Genomic DNA, 19,628 nt, shown 5'->3' with positions numbered 1-19,628 from the left:
CGCTTCCATGGCTTTGGTCGAAACCGTTACTATCCGTATTTTTGGCGTTAACTCATGCACTCACCAGACCTGCTTGACCGCGTTTTCCCTGGCAGACGCGGTAGTTTGAAGCGCGACATCCTCCGCCAGGCTCTGCATTCGTTTACCGTGACAGGCATTGAGGCCACCACGATAGGGGACATTCGAGTCGAATGCGGCGCTAGCGTGGGCGCTATTTATCATCATTTTCAAAGCAAGGAAGGGCTAGTCGCAGCCCTGTTTTATGCTGCCTTGGATGACCAGGAGCGCCTTCGCGACGAATACCTAAGCGAGGCAGTTTCAGTGGAGACAGGTGTCCTGGCGCTTGTACATAGCTACGTCGACTGGGTCGACGAGCAGCCGCAATGGGCGCGTTTCGTACTGGTAGCACGTTCCGCAGTGTCGGCTGGGCCATTTAAGGATGAGCTGATCTCACGCAACAGGCATCGGAACAAAAAGTTCTTCACTTGGATGAGTGGTCTCGGAGGATGGGATCAAATTGGCCATATCCCTAAAGAGCTTTTGCCATCGCTCATTATCGGCCAATGCGAAAGCTACTCGAGAGCATGGCTTTCGAAACGGGTGGAGAACAGCCCCAAGCACTATAGAGATTTGCTTGGGAGTGCAGCTTGGAACTCCATTAGAAATTCGTGATACCCAGTAGTAACTGAGGCCTTATGCGTTTTCACGTTCTGGCCCGCTTTCCAGACCACTAACCGAACGTTTATTTAGATGATTCCTACCAACTGTTCGGTTTGCAAGGTGTACCTCAAATTGTCGGGTTGCAACTGTCTTCAAGGCGACACAGCGTACAGATGAGGCATTCATTGCCGACGTCCCACCCGGCCTCGCATGAGGGAGCCATACACTATGAGCGGTTTTAACTGGATTTCAGATCTTCGCCCCGACGTGCAGAGCGCAGTGCTCGCGAAAGCGAGGGTTAAGTCGTTCAGCGACGGAACCACGATCTACCGTCAGGGTGATCCTGTCGTCGATGTCTTTCAGATCATCTCCGGAGAGATTCGCCAGTGCATCTTCACTGAGGATGGTCAGGAAGTACTCATCTACATTTACCAGCCAGGTGACCTCGTGGGAGACAGTTCGGTGTCGGACGGAGCCCCCTCCTCCGTAACCTTTATCACCCGAGGTTCAGTTGAGCTTCGCGCTTGGTCGGTGAAAGATTTTTTAGCGCTTTTCACTGCCCATCCTGAGGTAGGAGTCGCTGTAAGCGCTCAGCTAAGCCGGCGTCTGCGAGGGGCATTGAGGCTCTTGGAGGAGATGCTCACACAGCCCGTTTCAGCCAGAATTGCCTCTCGTTTCTTTTGGCTTTCAGACGCACAAGGTAACCAGGAAAATGGCAGCGCGAACATTGCGCTATCCCAGGCAGACATCGGCCTGATGGTTGGCTCTACACGTCAGAGTGTAAACCGTGTTGTGACGGAGCTGCGCAAGCAGAAGCTGATCGAAACCGACTACGGCAAAGTGACGGTGAAGGACCCGGAGGGTCTTCGTCGTTTCATCAGCGAGAACCAGCGTCAAGGCCGGACCTGAAAGCGGTCTGCGAAAATTTCGGACAGTGTCTTCTGGAAGACGTTGTTGAACTCTAGCTTCCCCTAGCATCGATCTCCGATAGCGCCACCAAGAATAACAAGGCGCTTGTCAGGAGATCACGTATGGCTGAACAGCTACTGGCCGATGTTGCACGCGCAACTTCTGCCTCGCCCACAGATCACACCGCCCTGGTATTCGGTGACAGAAGAATCAGCTTCCTCGAGCTGAATTCGAGAGCGCATCAGGTCGCCAATGGACTTTCTGCCCTCGGGGTTGTCACCCAGGAGCGAGTCGCAATCCTGGATCACAGCAGCGACCAGTTCTATGAGGTTTGGATTGGCGCCGCCCGCGCGAATCTCGTCCTTACCCCCCTGAACACTCGCCTCTCTGCACCCGAGGTTGCCCAGATACTGGCTGACTGTCGGCCGAGCGTTCTATTCCTTGGCCCTGCCTTCGAAGCGCTCATCGAGCAGATTAAGCCGCAGCTGGACTTCATCAGGCACTACATCGTCATGGGTGACGCCTACGCATCCTGGAGGGATCTGCACCCCTCCTCGGCTGGCGAATCAACCATGACAGGGCGTGATGACTGTCTTCAGATCTACACCAGCGGCACGACAGGCCTGCCAAAGGGGGTGCGCCTCACCAGCGAAAGCATTTTCAACGCACCGCTTTCCTCACTCGTCACCGGGGAACGGAGTCCATGCCGCCAGATAGGCCCGGATGATGTGATCCTCCTTTGCCTGCCACACGCCCACGTTGCCGGCTCCATCATGGGCATCTATGGCCTAGCCAGGGGATCGCGGCTCATCGTCGTCAGTGACTTCGTTCCCGCCGACATCGCATCCATCATTGAACGTGAACAGGTAACGATGACGCTCATGGTGCCGGTAATGGTACGCGGCCTAATTACCGCTATGGCCCATTCCGGCAGGACTTGCAGCAGCCTGAAGAAGATTCTTTATGGGGCGGCACCGATGGCTACATCGCTGCTCAACGAAGCAATGGCGGCGCTCCCCCATACCGGTTTTGGGCAGATGTATGGCCTAACCGAGACCTCGGGCCCAATTACTTACCTGACCGTCGAAGACCACCAGGAAATCTCACAAGGCAACTCGGATCTGGCCCTTTCCTGTGGCAAGGCCACCGCTGGTGTCGAGATTCGCGTCATCGATGTGTTTGGCCGGACGCTACCAAGAGGCGACATCGGAGAGATCATCTGTCGCTCGACCCAGATCATGAATGGCTACTGGAACCGTAAAGAAGAAACGCTCACGGTCATCCAGGACGGCTGGCTCCATACCGGCGACATGGGCTACGTCGATGAACGGGGCTATCTGTACATCTACGACCGCAAGCGGGACATGATCATCACTGGGGGAGAGAACGTTTACCCCGCAGAAGTAGAGAACATCCTCTACGGCCATCCAGCCATTGCCGATGTCGCGGTGATTGGCGTCCCCGACAAACAGTGGGGCGAAGCGGTTAAAGCGGTTGTTGTTCAAAAGCCTGGCACGTCCCTGACCGCAGAAGAGCTAATCGCGTTCGCCAAAGGCAAGATCGCCGGTTTCAAGATCCCCAAGTCCGTCGACTTCGTGGAAGACCTCCCTCGCAACGCCACCGGCAAGGTGCTCCGGCGCCTAATTCGTGAACCATATTGGAAACACCACTTACGCGGAGTCGCCTGACTTACGCCGCCTGCTCTCGCGAAAGCAAACGCAGCGCGTCATTTACAGTCCCTGAATCGAAGGAACACATCATGAGTGAAGAGAAAAAAACTGGCGAAGTTCACATGGTTGTCGAAGACCACATCGCTATCATTTCCGTCGACAACGTTGGCAAGCTCAACTCTTTCTCTCCGGAGATGATTGAGCAACTGGCCGGACACCTCACCACCGTCAACAACAACGACGACATCTGGGTCGCAGTGCTCTGTCCTGAGGGTGAGCACACCACCGCCGGGCTGGACATGCCGAAGTTTTTCGGTCCGACCGCTACCGTCAAAGCGCTGCCCGAGGACTTGGTTGATCCCTTCGGCCTCCACAAGCGCTGCACCAAGCCAGTAATTTCTGTAGTCCACGGCAAGACCTACACCGTAGGCATAGAAATGATGCTTGCGGGCGACATCGTCATCGCAGCCGACACTGCCACCTTCTGCCAGATGGAGTCGAAGCGCGGTATCGCCCCGCTCGGTGGCGCCCACTTCCGCTACCTGACTCGCACTGGCTGGGGCAATGCGATGTATCACTTGTTCCTGTGCGATGAGTTCAATGCTCAGCGCGCACTGGAGATTGGCTTTGTCCAGGAAGTGCATCCCTTCGGCAAACACAAAGAGCGCGCTATGGAGATCGCACGGTTGATCTGCAAGAACGCGCCTATTGGTTTGCGGGTGGCCAAGGCAGCTGCACTCAAGTACCTCCAGGAAGGCGAGCAAGCTGCCATCGACTGCATCCCTGAAATCCAAAAGACCTGCTTCTCGTCCGAGGACTTCATTGAAGGCCTGCGCTCGTTCGCTGAACGACGCCCTGCGGTCTTCAAGGGCCGCTGATTCTCAACGATCAAACGCCCGCTGCCATGCAGCGGGATGCTATCGGCTTGCCCGGTGAAACCTGCATAAGAGGTGTTACGTAGATGACCGTTAAATTCGAAATGGAAGGCCCCCTGGCCATCGCCACCTTCTGCGACGGACCATTGAACCTGGTGACCAGCGAATCCTTCCGAGGCCTGATGGACGCTGTGGATCAAGCCATCGAGGCAAAAGCCCGCGCCTTCCTGACCCTCGCAGAGGGCGACCATTTCTGTGCCGGCGCCGATGTGATCGAAAATTTCGTCGGCAGCGATGCCAACACCGCGCGCCGCCTGCTCAGCCGTTCCATCCCGCAAATGCAACGTTTCGAAAACCTGCCGTTCCCCACTGTCGTCGCTGTTCGTGGAATGTGCCTGGGCGGCGGCTGCGAGATGGCGCAAATCCACGACATCATTTTCGCCGGTGAGTCGGCCAACTTCGGCCAGGTCGAAGCCCGAATCGGTACTACCACGTTGCTCGGCGGCGCACAGCGCCTGGTCGCCCGCATCGGCCTGGCACGTGCGAAGGAAATGGTCTTCTCAGCAGGCATCTACGACGCCAGGACGATGCTGGAATGGGGCCTGATCAACCGAGTAATGCCGGATGCGGAAGTCGAGATTAAGGCGCGTGCCTATGCCGCCAAACTCGCCAACGGTCCGACTGTCGCCTATGCCGCCTCCAAGCACCTGATTAACACTGCTGCGGCTTTCGGCCAGGCAGCTGCTGACCAGCGCCTGTTGGATTCGGCCCCGTCCGTTTTCGCTACCCGCGACATGATGGATGCCGTGGGTCGTTTCGCCAAGGAAGGTGCCAACGTACTGAATAAGGGCCTGACTTTCAAAGGCGAGTAAGGGAACGAATATGACTATTTATCGTGCCCCTGTAGGGGAATACCAGTTCTTGGCCAGCCATGTGCTGGCCAATGAGTACGCCGCCGTTACAGGCGAAGAGACCTCAGCGGAAACCCTCGGTACCGTTCTGGAAACACTGGGCCAGTTCGTTGCTGATCGTCTCGTCCCGCTGATCGAGTCAGCTGACCGGGAAGGTTGCACTGTCACCCCTGAGGGAGTGAAGGCCCCCGCTGGCTACCAAGATATTTACAAGGACTTCGTTGCGGATGGCTGGGGAGCGCTGCATACCTCGGTGGAAGACGGTGGGCAGGGTCTGCCTCTACCTTTCGGATTTGCATGTGACGAGCTGCTGAGTTCCGGCTCGATGTCCTTCGCGCTGTATGCCTCCATCCGACTTGGGGTGTACTCGGTGCTGAAGAACATTGGCTCCGACTATCTGAAGGAAACCTACCTCCAAAAAATCGGAAGCGGCGAATGGAACGGCACCATGTGCCTGACCGAGCCTCACTGCGGGACTGATCTTTCTCTAGTCCGCACTACAGCGGTCCTGGGCGGCAATGGCACCTACCGTCTTTCCGGCACAAAAATATTCATCACGGGGGGCGATCACGATCTGACGAGCAACATCATCCATCTGGTACTGGCCCGCATCCAAGGTGCCCCGGCCGGTTTGGCGGGTCTGGGCTTGTTCATAGTACCCAAGTTCGAAGTTGCGGATGATGGTAGCGCGGGTAAGCGCAATGGAGTGACTTGCCCGCGCGTCGAGGAAAAACTGGGCATCCATGCCTCTGCGACTGCCGAGCTGCTGTTCGAAAATGCACAAGGTTGGATTGTTGGCGCGCCCGGCGCAGGCCTTACGGGCATGTTCAGCATGATGAAACTGGCACGCATCGGTACTGCCTTCCATGCAATCGGTGTCGCCGAAATTGCCAGCCAGAACGCGATTGCCTATGCGCTGGAGCGTCTCCAAGGGCGAGACCTTGTAGAAGGCCGCAAAGGTCCGCTACCCATCGCCGAGCATCCAAACATCCGGCGCGAGATCGTGCGTATGCGCACCCTCACGTCCTCGGCGCGCATGCTGGCATTCATGACTTCTTTGGTAAATGAGCAATCGCTTGGTGGCACCGATTTGGCTGCTGCGATGCGCGCCCAAGTGATCCTGCCGGTGTTCATGTCCGCCGCCAAGACCATCTGCAGCGAGATCGGCGTAGAGGTTTGCACAGCAGCCATGCAGACCCACGGAGGGCATGGCTACATCAAGGACACCGGTATCGAAGTACTGCTGCGGGACGTTCAGATCCTGCCCATCTACGAAGGAACCAATGATGTGCAGTCGCTAGACCTGGTCTTGCGCCGACTCGACGACGGTCGTCATCAGGCCGTCGATGCCACCTTGGCCTGGCTTCGCGAGCAAATCGCTGAGTTACCGGAGAGCGGCCAGCATGTCGAGTACGTGAAACGGACCCTCAAGACCCTCAACCGCATCGAGGATGCCGTGAAGATTCTCAAGGCCGATCTCGCTGGCTCCCCGTTTGCAGCCCTGCAATGCGCTCGCGAGTTCCTCTGGCTGGTGGGGTACGGCGTTATGGCCACCTTGTGGCTGAGGGCTCTCTCCACTCTGGAAGCCACCGACCTGCCCATTAACAAGGTCGCGAAACGTGCACAAGCACAGTTCTATTTCGCCTATGTGCTACCGGATGCGGACCTGCGCATCAGTCGTCTGGAGGCTTCCAGCGACATCGAGCAAGCGCTCAAGGCCTATCCCGTAAGCCTCAACTTCTGATTGGAATCGCCATGACCTCTAAAAATGATCTGTTTGATGTGAGCGGCAAGGTCGCTCTGGTAACGGGCGGTACGCGTGGTATCGGCCTGATGATCGCCAAAGGCCTGGTGCAGGCTGGCGTGAAGACCTATGTCGTATCCCGAAAGGCTCAAGCGTGTGCCGAGGCCGAAGCGGAGCTGAAGCAATACGGCGAGGCTGTGGGAATCGCAGCTGACTTGTCGTCCTCAGAGCAGGTCAACGCCTTCGCTGAAGAGTTCCTGCGTCGCGAGCCGAAGCTGCACATCCTGGTGAACAATGCCGGCGCTACTTGGGGGGCGAAGTTTGGTGAGTTCCCGGAAAGCGGCTGGGACAAAATAATGGATATCAATCTGAAGTCTATCTTCTTCCTGACTCAGAAACTCGGCACCGCACTCCAGGCCGCTGGCAGCAACGAAGATCCTGCGCGAATCATCAACATCGGTTCCATCGATGGCCTGACCAGTCCCAGCTACGGCAACTACTCGTACTCTGCCAGCAAGGCAGCGGTGCACCACCTGACTCGGCATCTGGCTGCGCACCTGGCACGGGCAAACATCAACGTGAACGCCATCGCCCCTGGCCCTTTCGAGACCAAGATGACCGAGGCCATGCTGAAGGACCATGCGGATCAGATCGCCAAAACGATCCCGCGTACGTATAGGCCAGGCCTCTGACGTAGCCGGAACCGCCATATTTCTCTCGTCAGCAGCATCTGCATACATCACCGGCACCATCATTCCGCTTGATGGCGGCTACTCCACTACTCGCTGACGGACTCGCCATGACCACTCGCATCGTATCCGCCGAAGAGCTGCACCAGCTCATCGGTAAAGACCTTGAACCTTCTCCTTGGGTATTGCTGGATCAACAGCGCATCAATGCTTTCGCTGACGTGACCGAGGATCACCAATTCATCCATGTCAATCCCGTGAAAGCGAAGACAACGCCCTTCGGCGGAACCATCGTCCACGGTCTGCTCATACTCTCGATGCTGCCTTCGCTGGTCGAGAAGACCCTGCCGGCCCTCGAAGGCATGAAGGCCAGCATTAACTATGGCTACAACAAAGTCCGCTTCCTGGCCCCCGTGCGCAGCGGCAAACGCATTCGCGCGAAGTTCGTGATCGCGGACTTCGCCGAAGCGGGAACGGGGCGTTATCAGGTCCTCACCACCATCACCGTCGAGATCGAGGGCGAAGACAAGCCCGCACTGATCGCCGAGTGGATATCCATGCTCCTGGTCTGAAATAAGGAACAGCAATGACTATTCGATTTGATGGCCGAGTGGCGATCGTCACGGGTGCCGGCAATGGCCTCGGCCGCTCCCATGCTCTAGGTCTTGCGGCACGCGGTGCCAAAGTAGTGATCAACGATCTAGGTGGCGCTCGCGATGGCAGCGGCGCCAGCTCCACAGCGGCGCAAGCCGTGGTCGAGGAGATCCGCGCAGCAGGTGGTGAAGCTATCGCCAATGGCGCCAACGTTGCCAATTTTGAAGAAGTACAAGCCATGGTTGAGCAGGCACGCGCCCAATGGGGCCGCGTCGACATCCTGATCAACAACGCCGGCATCCTGCGCGACGCCACCTTCGCCAAAGGTTCGCTGGACGACTTCTGGAAAGTAGTCGACGTGCACCTTCGCGGTACGGTGAATTGCACCAAGGCAGTCTGGAAGCTGATGCAGGAGCAGAGCTACGGCCGCATAGTACTCACCTCGTCCGCTTCTGGTCTGTACGGCAACTTCGGCCAGGCCAACTACGGCACCGCGAAGGCTGCCATGTTAGGCCTGATGAACGTGCTGCACATCGAGGGCCAGAAGAATGACATCCGCGTAAACGTACTGGCTCCGACCGCAGCCACGCGCATGACCGAAGGCCTGATACCACCAACCGTGGCTGCACTGCTGGCACCGGAAACCATCACGCCGGGCCTGTTGTTCCTCGCGAGCGAAGAGGCCCCCTCAAAGGTGATTCTGGGTGCCGGAGCCGGCGTATTCGCTTGCAGCCACCTCTACGAAACCGATGGTCTGTTCTTGCGCGAGCAGGAACGCACTCCAGAGGTGATCGCTGCTCGTTTCAGTGAGATCTCAAACACCGAAGGACAAACTGCCTTGGAAGGCGCCTTCGATCAGACCATGCGCTTCGTTCGCAAGTCAGCCAACGCCCTGGGCGTCAAGCTCCCTACCGCCTAACCAGAGGATTCCAATATGCGTGAAGCTGTCATTGTATCGACTGCCCGTACAGCCATCGGCCGAGCATTCCGGGGCGCGCTTAACGACACCAAGTCTCCGACTCTGATGGGCCATGCCATCCGCCACGCCGTGGAGCGCTCGGGCCTGGAAGGTGCAGTCTTCGAAGATGCCGTCATCGGCACAGCACTTGCCGCCGGTACCGCCGGCGGAAATCTTGCACGAAATGCAGTGTTAGCTGGCGGCCTGCCGGTGACTGTACCGGCTCAAACTATGGACCGCCAATGCTCATCGGGCTTGATGGCCATCGCGACTGCGGCCAAGCAAATCACCTTCGACGGCATGGATGCCGTCATTGCAGGTGGCCAGGAGAACATCTCGGCAGTGCAGAACGACTACTTCGGCTGGGTCGCCAAAGAGGCTGATCCGAACGTCGTCGCGATGGCCCAGACCGCCTATATGCCGATGTTGCACACGGCCGAGTTCGTCTCAAAGAAGTACGGCATCTCACGCGAGCAACAAGACCGTTACTCCCTGGAGTCGCAGATCCGTACGGCTCGCGCTCAGGAGCTTGGCCTCTTCGACAACGAGATCGTTTCCTTCCAGGCACGCATGAAGGTACAGAACAAGGAAACCGGCGAAATCAGTTTCCGCGAGCTGCTCCTGGGAAAGGATGAAGGTAATCGAGCAGATACAACATACGAAGGTCTCTCCCTACTGAAGCCTGTAGTTGAAGGCGGCATCATCACCGGTGGCAACGCGAGCCAGCTTTCGGACGGGGCCTCTGCATGTGTCCTGACCGAAGCCCGCTTCGCCGAGCAGCGCGGTCTTGAACCACTAGGCATCTACCGAGGTATGACTGTCGCCGGATGTGCTCCAGAAGAAATGGGTATCGGCCCGATCTATGCCATTCCGAAGCTGCTCAAACAGCATGGATTGAAAGTCTCCGACATCGGTCTGTGGGAGCTGAACGAGGCATTCGCCTGCCAGGTCCTGTACTGCCGCGACCAACTCGACATCGATCCAGCGATTTACAACGTTAATGGCGGCAGCATTTCCATCGGGCACCCCTACGGCATGACGGGTGCACGCCTGGTTGGTCACGCCCTGCTGGAAGGCAAGCGCCGTGGCGTGAAATTCGTCGTGGTTTCGATGTGCATTGGCGGTGGTATGGGCGCAGCCGGCTTATTCGAAGTCGTGTAATTGCCTTTCCTCCTGTCGCTCGCCCCGCGCACAGGAGCTTGGGGTGACTGAGTCCACAAAACCCGGTCACCCATTTTTTAGTAAGCCACCTATAGAACAAACACAAGATTCAGGAATGTTCGCCCTATGAAAAAATCGCGAAATCTGGATTCACCGCAATCCTCACCGCCTGCTCTATCGTTTCGACTCTTTACTGTTCGCTGCTGCTGATCACTACGACTGTCGCGGTGCGCTGTGGCGATTAGCAGAAAGACACGCCCAGTCCTATTACCATCACCAGGTTCCATCCTTCACCCCGGCAGCACTTTTTGGCCCCCAGTCCGTGCGCTACCAGTCAAGGGCATGACGGACGATGAATTCAGGCGCGAAACCGCAGGAACCAAATTTCATGCCCGCTGCGTTTCATCAGTGCGCTCCACCGCGAAGAAGCGTTTATTTGCTGAATGAGCGCCTGTAAATCCTCGATAAGCGCCTCGACATATTCCGTGGTGCACCCCGCAGTATTCCGAACATTGTGCAGCTCGTTGCGGGCATTGATCGACGCAAGATCTCTCTGATACAGCACCCGCGGCATCAAGGCCGCTTCGAGCTCCTGATACTACGCCGGCGTTGGTCGAAGTCGCTCGGAATGCAAGTCTCGTAGTCGAAACCGTTCGGTTAATCGTCGGTAATTCGGAGACTGAGTCTGTTCGATTCGCACTACTACGCCGTGATCTATACCTGTCACAAATCCGCTCTCCCCTGACAAAAAAGAGCCTTTAGTCAACGTTTCAACAATCCCTGCAAATCCCTGAGGCGCGCTGGTCTTCGATCAGGCGCGTAATTGAGCAGCGAACTACGCTTCATTTTGAATTTATGGTTTAACTAGATAGTTAGCTATCTATATAATGCACACATCATTTCAACGGGACATTCAACGTGAAGCAGAGTCAGCGCCTCTCGGGCGTATCAAAATTCATTCTGGTCGGACTGGGCTTGATCATCGCCCTCCTCGGCTTGGCACTTGCTGCTGGCGGCATCAAATTGGTCAGCCTGGGAGGGTCTTGGTACTTCCTGGTGGGTGGGCTGGTGATGGCCGTTTCCGGTCTGCTGATCGCTCGCTTCAAAACGGCCGGTGCCTGGTTGTTCGCTGCGTTTCTGGTGGGCACGGCGATCTGGGCTGTGAGTGATGCCGGGCTGGTGTTCTGGCCGGTATTCTCGCGCCTGTTCATGTTCAGCGCCATTGGCCTGGCGGTCACGCTGGTCTACCCGCTGCTCAAGCGTGCCAATGGTAGCGTCCCAGGTCGCGGTGCCTTTGGCATCGCTGCTGTGTTGGCGATTGCGCTGGCGGTGGCCGCTGGCAACATGTTCGTTGCGCACCCGACTGTCGCCGCCACGGGCACTGGCCCGGGCCTGACGCCCGTCGAGCCAGCCAACGCGCAAAAGGACTGGGCTCACTACGGTAACACCGAGGGCGGTAGCCGCTTTGCTGCGCTGGATCAGATCAACCGCAACAACGTCGACAAGTTGAAGGTAGCGTGGACGTACCACACCGGTGACGTCGCCGAGAGCGATGGCAACGGCGCCGAAGACCAGCTCACCCCGCTGCAGATCGGCAACAAGGTGTTCATCTGCACCCCGCACAACAACCTGATCGCACTGGATGCCGATACCGGTAAGGAACTCTGGAAAAACGCGATCAACGCGAAGTCGAAAGTCTGGCAGCGTTGCCGTGGCATGGCTTATTTCGATGCCACAAAGACCATCGCTCAGCCAAGCAACTCGACCATCATCGAAGCCAAACCTGCCCCAGCAGCCAATTGCCAGCGCCGTTTGCTGACCAACACGATTGATGCCCGCCTGATCGCGGTCGATGCCGACACCGGCGAGTTCTGCCAGGGGTTCGGCAACAACGGTCAGGTTGATCTGAAGGCAGGCCTGGGTGATGTTCCGGACAGCTATTATCAGTTGTCTTCCGCACCGCTGATGGCCGGCACCACCGTGGTAGTTGGCGGTCGAGTGGCCGATAACGTTCAAAGCGACATGCCGGGTGGTGTGATTCGTGGGTTCGATGTGATCACCGGCGCGATGCGCTGGGCATTCGACCCGGGCAACCCGCAGGATCGCAAAGCGCCGGCCGACGGCAGTACTTATGTGCGCAGCACGCCGAACAGTTGGGCGCCGATGTCCTATGACCCGGCGACCAACACGGTGTTCCTGCCGATGGGCAGTTCTTCCACCGACATCTATGGTGTCGAACGCAGCAAGCTCGATCACACCTACGGCGCCTCGATCCTGGCGCTGGACGCGAGCAGCGGTGAAGAACGCTGGGTCTTCCAGACCGTTCACAACGACCTCTGGGACTTCGACCTGCCGATGCAGCCGAGCCTGATCGACTTCATCAAGGACGGCAAAACCGTACCGGCGCTGGTGATCGGCACCAAGGCTGGGCAGATCTACGTGCTCGATCGTGCCACCGGCAAGCCGCTGACCAAGGTTGAGGAAGTACCGGTCAAAGCTGCAAACATCCCCAACGAACCGTACTCGCCAACCCAGCCGAAATCGGTGGGCATGCCGCAGATCGGTGCTCAGCACCTGACCGAATCCGACATGTGGGGTGCAACGCCGTACGACCAGTTGTTGTGCCGTATCGATTTCAAATCGATGCGTTATGACGGCCTGTACACCGCGCCGGGCACCGACAAATCGCTGAGCTTCCCAGGTTCGCTGGGTGGCATGAACTGGGGCAGCATCTCCACCGACCCGGTGCACGGCTTCATCTTCGTCAATGACATGCGTCTGGGTCTGTGGATTCAGATGATCCCGTCGCAGAATAAAGGTCAGGCCACTTCAGGTGGCGAAGCGTTGAACACCGGGATGGGCGCCGTGCCGCTCAAGGGCACGCCGTATGCGGTGAACAAAAACCGCTTCCTGTCGGTCGCCGGCATTCCTTGTCAGGCACCGCCGTTTGGCACGCTGACCGCCATCGACATGAAGACGCAGAAAGTCGCCTGGCAGGTTCCGGTCGGCACCGTTGAAGACACAGGACCCTTGGGTATCCGCATGCACCTGCCAATCAAGGTTGGTCTGCCGACCCTCGGCGGCACCCTGTCGACTCAAGGTGGCTTGATCTTCATCGCCGGTACTCAGGACTTCTACCTGCGCGCCTTCAACAGCGGTAATGGCGAAGAAGTCTGGAAGTCGCGACTGCCAGTGGGCAGTCAGGGCGGCCCGATGACCTACGTCTCGCCGAAAAGCGGCAAGCAGTACATCGTCATCACTGCCGGTGGTGCGCGCCAGTCGACCGATCGCGGCGACTCCGTGATGGCTTACGCCTTGCCGTAAGCCGATGTGCCCGCCTCACTGGCGGGCAATCTCTCTGTGCGCGGCACCAGCGGGTGCCGCGCCGCTTTGCGAAATCATTCAAGATTCCACCAGGAAAACTCACATGTTTTTGGCTGTTCGCTTTTCTCATGCAGGCTGGCTCAACGGCTTGCTACTGGGCCTGACCTGCAGCGCCACCCTGCCCGCCTTCGCCGATACCGACTCGAATCTTTTGACCCGCAATACCCTGACCGGTGATTGGGGTAGTCTGCGCCACCAGATGGATCAGGATGGCATCAAACTCACCGGTGACTACAGCGGCGAAACCGCCTATAACGCTGATGGCGGCCTGCATCGTTCGGCCCGTTACTCGCAAAACATCAAGCTCGGTGCGCAGTTCGACCTGAGCAAACTGTATGGCGTGGAGAACGCCGGCAAGATTCAGCTGACCATCAACGACCGACGCGGCAATAGCGCCTCCGAGGATCTGGTCGGCAACCGTCTGCCCATCCAGGAAAACTACGGCGGTCTCTACACGCGTCTGACTGAACTGAGTTACGAGCGCACCCTGTTCACCCCGGCGCTCAACGTGAAACTGGGTTACATGGCCATGGGCAACGACCTCGGTGGCCTGGACAGTGGCATTCTCTGCAACTTCATGAACGCCGGTTTTTGCGGCCATCCACTGAACATGTCCGGCGGTAGTGGCTGGACCAACTACCCCAACGCTCACTTGGGCCTACGCGTGAAGTACGACCTGTCGTCGTCCTGGCAGCTGCGTGTGGCGGCCTTCAATGTCGATCCTGAGAGCAACGGCAATTCCAGCCGTGCCTGGCATCTGGGCCCGAAACATACGACCGGCACCGTGGTGCCGATCGAACTGGTGTACAAGCACGCGGGTGAGTTGCCCGGGGAGTACAAGGTTGGCTACTACTACGACAGTTCCGACGTGAAACGCATCGGCAGCGATAAAGAAGTGTCCGGCCGCGGCGGTCATTACCTGCTGATTGATCAGGCCGTGTGGAGTTCGCAATCATCCGAGGGCCGCAGTCTGCACGCCTTCGGCCAATACTCGGCGGCCAGCGAAGCGGCTTCACCGTTCAGCAAGTGGTACGGCACCGGCGTGGTTCTGTACAAACCGTTCGAAGGTCGCCCGCGTGACACCGTCGCTCTGGGCTACGGCAGGGCCGTGCCCAATCCACGCAGCCGGGATGTGCAGCAGGACGCCGCGCTCGCCAATGGCACAACGTTCCCGAATTTGGACAGTGCCGAACAACTGATCGAGCTTGGCTATGGCTACCAAGCCACTCCTTGGCTGACGCTGCGCCCGAATGTGCAATACATCATCGAACCAGGCGCGTTTTCCGGGCAAGACATCGACAATGCGCTGGTGCTCGGATTGCAGGTGAAAGCCGTGCTCTGAATTCTCGATTTGGGGGGCTTCGAAGCAACAGAAAAACCGGCGCAAGGCCGGTTTTTTTGTTGTTCGATTATTTGTGTTGCTCGCGAAGAACGTCATCTATGCGCTTATGTGGCAGCGTCAGAGCGGCGGGATTATTAGGGAGGATAAGGGAGTGATGGAGTCTATGGATCAAGTTCAAGCGTGAATGCAACGCCTCCGTCTTGAGCGAACATCCCGAGTCTCACCCGGAGCCTATCAAGTGGCTCACTGGCACCCAGTTCCCAAAGCCTTCGTAACTCCTCCCCGTCGACCGCCTCTCGGCGACGGCCGCGACACGACGAAACCCCGCGATTGCCGCCAAAGGCTTTCAGTCATGCCCGTTCAACTACTCACGGTTTCGTTCGCTAATCGCACGACATCGCGTGCCGTGCCACCCTCCTCCACCTGTTGTTTGGCAGTCTATGCACACCTTTGCAGTAACCGTAATTCATGCGGTTTGCCGTCGGATCATTCTGTCCCGCCGACATAAAAACAGGAGTACGCCTTGATCAATAAAACATTTGAATCCGTCGCTGCTGCACTAGACGGCATTGCCGATGGTTCGGTCATCATGGTGGGTGGTTTCGGTACTGCCGGGATGCCGTCGGAGTTGGTAGATGGCGTCATAGCCTCGGGTGTTCGCGAACTGACCATCATCAGCAACAATGCCGGCAATGGTGAAATCGGACTGGCCGCATTGCTTAAGGCCGGGCGCGTTGCCAAGGTCATCTGTTCGTTTCCACGCCAATCCGATTCCTATGTCTTCGACGCACTCTACCTCGCAGGAAAGGTGCAGCTTGAGGTAGTGCCACAAGGCAATCTGGCCGAACGTATCCGCGCAGCAGGCTCTGGAATCGGAGCGTTTTATTCGCCCACCGGATATGGCACGTTGCTGGCCGAAGGCAAGGAAACCCGGGTGATCGACGGTCGCAACTATGTGCTGGAAATGCCGTTGCGCGCCGATGTCGCACTGATCAAGGCCGAAAAAGGTGATCGCTGGGGCAATCTCACCTATCGCAAAGCCGCGCGTAATTTTGGACCGATCATGGCGATGGCAGCGACAACGACCATCGCCCAGGTCAATCGGGTCGTCGAGTTGGGAGAGCTGGACCCTGAACACATTGTCACGCCGGGGATCTTCGTTCAGCGCGTGGTCGCCGTGCCGCTCTCCCCTTACTCGAATGCCAACGTCAACTGAGGCCCGCCATGACTGTCATGAAAAAACTATCGCGTAGCGAAATGGCCCAACGTGTGGCCGACGATATTCTCGAAGGCTCCTACGTAAACCTGGGTATTGGCGTGCCCACACTGGTGGCCAACTACCTGGGTGACAAGGAAGTGTTCCTACACAGTGAAAACGGTGTACTGGGCATGGGCCCGAGTCCTGCGCCGGGTGAGGAAGACGATGATCTGATCAATGCGGGCAAACAGCATGTGACGCTGCTGGCCGGCGGTGCTTATTTTCACCACGCCGATTCGTTCTCGATGATGCGCGGTGGGCACATCGATATTGCCGTGCTTGGCGCCTTTCAGGTCTCGGTCAACGGCGACCTTGCCAACTGGCACACCGGCGCCGAAGGTTCTATTCCGGCAGTGGGTGGCGCGATGGACCTCGCGACAGGCGCACGTCAGGTGTTCGTCATGATGGATCACCTGACCAAGACGGGCGAAAGCAAATTGGTTGCGGAATGCACCTACCCGCTGACCGGCATTGGCTGCGTGAATCGGATTTATACCGACCTGGCTATTCTGGACGTCACTGCGAAAGGCTTGAAGGTCCGGGAGATTGTCGCTGATATCAGCTTCGAGGCATTGCAAACACTCAGTGGCGTGCCGTTGATCCGATAACGGATTGACTCTGCCTGGCACGCAGCAATGTGCCGGACGGCTTTAGGCTTGTCCGGCAACGGGTATTCACGGCTCCAGGGCTCAAGTCGGAGAGCGGCCAGCAACTGAAATATAGTTGAATATTTCAACTACATTGCTATACTTCAGCCATTCGACTGGAGCCTGCCATGTATTCCGACTTTCTGAATTTCAAACTGGATATGACCAGTGCCCTGCTGATGGAGCACGCAAACGCCGTGTACCGTCAGCACTGGGATCTGGATGTCCGAGGATTGCGGGTGTTGCGTCTGATTCAGGCTTGCCCGGACATCACTCCAAAAGAAGTTTCATCACGCGCCTTTCTGGAAAAAACACTGCTCTCCAAGACGTTGGCGCAGCTGGAGTCGCGTGAGCTCATCTCGCGCGCCCCTCACCCTGTCGACCGCCGCAGCGTTGGTTTGCGCACAACCGCCGAGGGCTCGCGGATCGCTGACGAGTCCTCTGTCGTCGGTTCCCAACTGGAAGATCAACTGGTTTGCACGCTCTCGCCCAAAGAACGCGTGGCACTTGATGGCTTGCTTTCAAAGCTGATGGAAAGTCTGCTTCCGCCTTCCTGACACCGTCCCTCTCCCACTATTTCTGCCCTCTTTTACATTAAGGAGTACCCCATGTCGTCTCTCGAAAAGTTGATTCCCGATCTTGATGCCTTGTTGCCTGAGCTGGAAGAAGTCTACAAGGACTTGCACCGTCATCCTGAACTGTCGATGTATGAGTATCGCACCGCGGAGATCGCCGCCGACTACCTTGTGCGTTACGGATACGAGGTGACACGCGAAATCGGTGTCACCGGCGTTGTCGGCGTGCTTCGCAACGGTGAAGGCCCGGTGGTGATGCTGCGCGCCGACATGGACGCGTTGCCCATGGCCGAAGCGACAGGCCTGCCCTACGCCAGCGACGTGGTCACCCGCGACGAAGATGGTGTGGAGGTTTCTGTCAGCCACTCGTGTGGGCATGACATGCATGTCACCTGGTTGATGGGGGTTGCTCGGGTATTGTCCGAAAACCGTGGCACCTGGAGGGGGACTCTCCTGGCTGTTTTCCAACCGGGTGAAGAAGTGGGTGTGGGCGCGCAGAACATGATCGACGACGGCATGCTCGATCGCTTCCCCAAGCCGGACATCATTCTGGGTCAGCATGTAATGGTGGGGCCAGCCGGTACTGTGGGGCACCGCAGCGGCACCATCCTTTCGGCCGGTGACAGCCTGAAAATCAAAATGTTCGGCCGCGGCGCCCATGGCTCACAGCCACAAACGTCGGTAGATCCGGTAATCATGGCGGCATCAACGGTGCTGCGCTTGCAGACCATTGTATCGAGAGAAATCTCCCCTCTGGACCAGGCAGTCCTGACGGTTGGCTCGTTACAAGCTGGCACCAAGGAAAACATCATCCCGGACAATGCGACGTTGAAACTCAATATGCGCACCTACGACGAGGGCGTGCGCGAGCACATGCTGGGCGCCATCAAACGGATCTGTTGCGCCGAATGCTCTGCATCCAATGCACCACGCGGCCCCGAGATCACCACCATCAACCGCTACCCGTTGACGGTTAATGATGAGCGTGCATCTACCCGTTTGGCTGAGGCCTTTGGAGCCTGGTTTGGCGACAGAGCCTATGAAACGGCGCCGGCCGCGGCGAGTGAGGATTTCAGTGTGTTCGGCCGCGCATGGAAAGTGCCCTACGTGTTCTGGTTCGTAGGCTGTACAGACCCGCAAGTGTACGAACAGGCCAAGGCCAAGGGAAAAATAAACAGCATCCCGAGCAATCACTCGCCCCAGTTCGCGCCCTTGTTGCACCCTACGTTGCGTACCGGGCTCGAAACGATGCTTTGCGCAGCATTCGCCTGGTTCGGGAACGCTAAGTAACACAGCAATGGACACTCACCTGATTTACACCGTCTTAGATCTGCTCGGCACGTTTGCATTTGGTGTAAGCGGCGCGGTTGCCGCACGCCAGCAGCGATTGGACCTGTTCGGCATTGCCACCATCACGTTCATCGTTGCATGCGGTGGCGGGATTCTACGGGACCTGTGCCTGGGCACACTGCCGCCGGCCGGGCTGTCGAGTTGGCGCTATCTGGTCGTGTCGCTGATCGCTGCTGCGTGGGTGGTGTGTGCCTATCCGATGGTGTGTCGAATGAAGTCACCCGTCCAACTGTTTGATTCCATTGGCCTTGGACTGTTTGCAGTGGCGGGCGCGAAAAAGGCACTGGCCGTCCAGGCCGGTGCCGAGGTCGCGATAATACTGGGGATGGTCAGCGCTGTCGGAGGCGGCGTACTCAGGGATATTTTGCTGTCACGCGTGCCAAGCATCCTGCAAAGGGAAATCTATGCGTCGGCCGCGTTGGCAGGTGCAGGTGTCGAGGTTTTGCTCAGCTACAGCGGTACAAGTTCGGTGGTGACCTCGTGGCTGACCGCAGCAGGATGTACCGTGCTGCGGATGGCGTCACTTCACTACGGCTGGCGGCTGCCTTCCATTGGCGATAATTCTGACAACAACCCAGGCAGTGCTCATTAGGCCCAGCACGAACCGGGCCCAATTTACTCGGATGGTTGTAGCCTGACTTCAGCAGCAAGCCAACAGCCAGCCAACAGCCAACAGCCAACCCGGCTGCACTAACGCGCAGCGCCTGGCGCACATAAAAAAAGGCCCGCGCGTGGGCGGGCCAAAATTGCTTCAAAGGAGTGATGAATTGGAGATTCACCTGCACTGGGGGCGAGAGCCGCACCCTCTGCATTCATCCCAGCCAGCTTACCTGTGTTTCGGATTCCTACATCATTGATTTCATAGATAATTAGAATCATCAATAGGACTTATCTTTTGAGG

Annotated in this window: 20 protein-coding genes; 19 read left to right on the top strand and 1 reads right to left on the bottom strand. The window is 57.7% G+C overall.

Features of this window, described 5'->3' with window-relative positions:
- The first annotated feature begins 54 nt into the window (after window positions 1-54).
- The 12 genes from ACA041_RS16175 (at window position 55) to ACA041_RS16120 (ending at window position 10,517) form a co-directional block, all read left to right on the top strand.
- The gene (locus tag ACA041_RS16175) at window positions 55-672 is read left to right on the top strand and encodes a TetR/AcrR family transcriptional regulator (protein WP_497433686.1); all 618 of its coding nucleotides are present in this window, start codon (window positions 55-57) and stop codon (window positions 670-672) included.
- Window positions 673-888: 216 nt separating this feature from the next.
- Window positions 889-1,569, top strand: coding sequence for a Crp/Fnr family transcriptional regulator (locus ACA041_RS16170; protein ID WP_497433682.1), 681 nt, complete (start codon window positions 889-891; stop codon window positions 1,567-1,569).
- Window positions 1,570-1,691: 122 nt separating this feature from the next.
- Complete coding sequence (locus tag ACA041_RS16165) at window positions 1,692-3,257, top strand: long-chain-fatty-acid--CoA ligase (protein WP_497433677.1); 1,566 nt, start codon at window positions 1,692-1,694, stop codon at window positions 3,255-3,257.
- A 71-nt stretch (window positions 3,258-3,328) separates the two neighbouring features.
- Window positions 3,329-4,117 carry a crotonase/enoyl-CoA hydratase family protein gene (locus ACA041_RS16160; RefSeq protein WP_497433672.1) on the top strand — a complete coding sequence of 263 codons (789 nt, stop codon included), beginning with the start codon at window positions 3,329-3,331 and terminating at the stop codon, window positions 4,115-4,117.
- 83 nt (window positions 4,118-4,200) lie between these two features.
- Window positions 4,201-4,986, top strand: a complete 786-nt coding sequence (locus tag ACA041_RS16155) for an enoyl-CoA hydratase/isomerase family protein (protein WP_497433667.1) — start codon at window positions 4,201-4,203, stop codon at window positions 4,984-4,986.
- A 10-nt stretch (window positions 4,987-4,996) separates the two neighbouring features.
- The gene (locus ACA041_RS16150) at window positions 4,997-6,769 is read left to right on the top strand and encodes an acyl-CoA dehydrogenase family protein (protein ID WP_497433661.1); all 1,773 of its coding nucleotides are present in this window, start codon (window positions 4,997-4,999) and stop codon (window positions 6,767-6,769) included.
- Between the two features lie 11 nt (window positions 6,770-6,780).
- Window positions 6,781-7,461: an SDR family NAD(P)-dependent oxidoreductase gene (locus ACA041_RS16145; protein WP_497433656.1), complete on the top strand. Its 681-nt coding sequence runs from the start codon at window positions 6,781-6,783 to the stop codon at window positions 7,459-7,461.
- Window positions 7,409-7,558, top strand: coding sequence for an SDR family oxidoreductase (locus ACA041_RS16140; protein WP_497433652.1), 150 nt, complete (start codon window positions 7,409-7,411; stop codon window positions 7,556-7,558). Before ACA041_RS16145 ends, ACA041_RS16140 begins: the two co-directional genes overlap by 53 nt.
- Window positions 7,559-7,568: 10 nt before the next feature.
- The gene (locus ACA041_RS16135) at window positions 7,569-8,030 is read left to right on the top strand and encodes a MaoC family dehydratase (RefSeq protein ID WP_497433647.1); all 462 of its coding nucleotides are present in this window, start codon (window positions 7,569-7,571) and stop codon (window positions 8,028-8,030) included.
- 14 nt (window positions 8,031-8,044) lie between these two features.
- On the top strand, window positions 8,045-8,971 hold the full coding sequence (locus ACA041_RS16130) for an SDR family NAD(P)-dependent oxidoreductase (RefSeq protein WP_497433642.1): 927 nt from the start codon (window positions 8,045-8,047) through the stop codon (window positions 8,969-8,971).
- Window positions 8,972-8,986: 15 nt separating this feature from the next.
- On the top strand, window positions 8,987-10,171 hold the full coding sequence (locus tag ACA041_RS16125; RefSeq protein WP_497433638.1) for an acetyl-CoA C-acyltransferase: 1,185 nt from the start codon (window positions 8,987-8,989) through the stop codon (window positions 10,169-10,171).
- Window positions 10,172-10,313: 142 nt separating this feature from the next.
- The gene (locus tag ACA041_RS16120; RefSeq protein ID WP_497442089.1) at window positions 10,314-10,517 is read left to right on the top strand and encodes a DUF1329 domain-containing protein; all 204 of its coding nucleotides are present in this window, start codon (window positions 10,314-10,316) and stop codon (window positions 10,515-10,517) included.
- 12 nt (window positions 10,518-10,529) lie between these two features.
- Here the strand turns inward: ACA041_RS16120 and ACA041_RS16115 are convergent, their stop codons facing one another.
- The gene (locus tag ACA041_RS16115; RefSeq protein ID WP_497433634.1) at window positions 10,530-10,745 is read right to left on the bottom strand and encodes a hypothetical protein; all 216 of its coding nucleotides are present in this window, start codon (window positions 10,743-10,745) and stop codon (window positions 10,530-10,532) included.
- 344 nt (window positions 10,746-11,089) lie between these two features.
- On the opposite strand from ACA041_RS16115, the gene ACA041_RS16110 reads away from it, so the two are divergent.
- The 7 genes from ACA041_RS16110 to ACA041_RS16080 all read left to right on the top strand — a co-directional run bounded on the left by ACA041_RS16110 (window position 11,090) and on the right by ACA041_RS16080 (window position 19,319).
- Window positions 11,090-13,495: a glucose/quinate/shikimate family membrane-bound PQQ-dependent dehydrogenase gene (locus ACA041_RS16110; RefSeq protein WP_497433630.1), complete on the top strand. Its 2,406-nt coding sequence runs from the start codon at window positions 11,090-11,092 to the stop codon at window positions 13,493-13,495.
- A 103-nt stretch (window positions 13,496-13,598) separates the two neighbouring features.
- Window positions 13,599-14,897 carry a carbohydrate porin gene (locus tag ACA041_RS16105; protein WP_497433624.1) on the top strand — a complete coding sequence of 433 codons (1,299 nt, stop codon included), beginning with the start codon at window positions 13,599-13,601 and terminating at the stop codon, window positions 14,895-14,897.
- A gap of 523 nt (window positions 14,898-15,420) precedes the next feature.
- Complete coding sequence (locus tag ACA041_RS16100) at window positions 15,421-16,113, top strand: 3-oxoacid CoA-transferase subunit A (RefSeq protein ID WP_497433619.1); 693 nt, start codon at window positions 15,421-15,423, stop codon at window positions 16,111-16,113.
- A gap of 8 nt (window positions 16,114-16,121) precedes the next feature.
- Window positions 16,122-16,763, top strand: coding sequence for a 3-oxoacid CoA-transferase subunit B (locus ACA041_RS16095; protein WP_497433617.1), 642 nt, complete (start codon window positions 16,122-16,124; stop codon window positions 16,761-16,763).
- 167 nt (window positions 16,764-16,930) lie between these two features.
- Complete coding sequence (locus ACA041_RS16090; RefSeq protein ID WP_497433614.1) at window positions 16,931-17,359, top strand: MarR family winged helix-turn-helix transcriptional regulator; 429 nt, start codon at window positions 16,931-16,933, stop codon at window positions 17,357-17,359.
- A gap of 51 nt (window positions 17,360-17,410) precedes the next feature.
- Window positions 17,411-18,667 carry a M20 family metallopeptidase gene (locus ACA041_RS16085; protein ID WP_497433611.1) on the top strand — a complete coding sequence of 419 codons (1,257 nt, stop codon included), beginning with the start codon at window positions 17,411-17,413 and terminating at the stop codon, window positions 18,665-18,667.
- A gap of 7 nt (window positions 18,668-18,674) precedes the next feature.
- Window positions 18,675-19,319: a trimeric intracellular cation channel family protein gene (locus ACA041_RS16080; protein WP_497433606.1), complete on the top strand. Its 645-nt coding sequence runs from the start codon at window positions 18,675-18,677 to the stop codon at window positions 19,317-19,319.
- Window positions 19,320-19,628 lie beyond the last annotated feature (309 nt).

The sequence above is a fragment of the Pseudomonas sp. LBUM1676 genome, assembly GCF_059695605.1.
The sequence above is the reverse complement of the archived record's forward strand: the minus strand, read 5'-3'. Positions and strand labels throughout refer to the sequence as shown.

What these genes read in the sequence shown, in the direction of transcription:
- ACA041_RS16175 (WP_497433686.1), top strand. Translation starts at nt 55, where the DNA reads ATGCACTCACCAGACCTGCTTGACCGCGTTTTCCCTGGCAGACGCGGT.
- ACA041_RS16170 (WP_497433682.1), top strand. Translation starts at nt 889, where the DNA reads ATGAGCGGTTTTAACTGGATTTCAGATCTTCGCCCCGACGTGCAGAGC.
- ACA041_RS16165 (WP_497433677.1), top strand. Translation starts at nt 1,692, where the DNA reads ATGGCTGAACAGCTACTGGCCGATGTTGCACGCGCAACTTCTGCCTCG.
- ACA041_RS16160 (WP_497433672.1), top strand. Translation starts at nt 3,329, where the DNA reads ATGAGTGAAGAGAAAAAAACTGGCGAAGTTCACATGGTTGTCGAAGAC.
- ACA041_RS16155 (WP_497433667.1), top strand. Translation starts at nt 4,201, where the DNA reads ATGACCGTTAAATTCGAAATGGAAGGCCCCCTGGCCATCGCCACCTTC.
- ACA041_RS16150 (WP_497433661.1), top strand. Translation starts at nt 4,997, where the DNA reads ATGACTATTTATCGTGCCCCTGTAGGGGAATACCAGTTCTTGGCCAGC.
- ACA041_RS16145 (WP_497433656.1), top strand. Translation starts at nt 6,781, where the DNA reads ATGACCTCTAAAAATGATCTGTTTGATGTGAGCGGCAAGGTCGCTCTG.
- ACA041_RS16140 (WP_497433652.1), top strand. Translation starts at nt 7,409, where the DNA reads ATGCGGATCAGATCGCCAAAACGATCCCGCGTACGTATAGGCCAGGCC.
- ACA041_RS16135 (WP_497433647.1), top strand. Translation starts at nt 7,569, where the DNA reads ATGACCACTCGCATCGTATCCGCCGAAGAGCTGCACCAGCTCATCGGT.
- ACA041_RS16130 (WP_497433642.1), top strand. Translation starts at nt 8,045, where the DNA reads ATGACTATTCGATTTGATGGCCGAGTGGCGATCGTCACGGGTGCCGGC.
- ACA041_RS16125 (WP_497433638.1), top strand. Translation starts at nt 8,987, where the DNA reads ATGCGTGAAGCTGTCATTGTATCGACTGCCCGTACAGCCATCGGCCGA.
- ACA041_RS16115 (WP_497433634.1), bottom strand. Translation starts at nt 10,745, where the DNA reads ATGCCGCGGGTGCTGTATCAGAGAGATCTTGCGTCGATCAATGCCCGC.
- ACA041_RS16105 (WP_497433624.1), top strand. Translation starts at nt 13,599, where the DNA reads ATGTTTTTGGCTGTTCGCTTTTCTCATGCAGGCTGGCTCAACGGCTTG.
- ACA041_RS16095 (WP_497433617.1), top strand. Translation starts at nt 16,122, where the DNA reads ATGACTGTCATGAAAAAACTATCGCGTAGCGAAATGGCCCAACGTGTG.
- ACA041_RS16090 (WP_497433614.1), top strand. Translation starts at nt 16,931, where the DNA reads ATGTATTCCGACTTTCTGAATTTCAAACTGGATATGACCAGTGCCCTG.
- ACA041_RS16085 (WP_497433611.1), top strand. Translation starts at nt 17,411, where the DNA reads ATGTCGTCTCTCGAAAAGTTGATTCCCGATCTTGATGCCTTGTTGCCT.
- ACA041_RS16080 (WP_497433606.1), top strand. Translation starts at nt 18,675, where the DNA reads ATGGACACTCACCTGATTTACACCGTCTTAGATCTGCTCGGCACGTTT.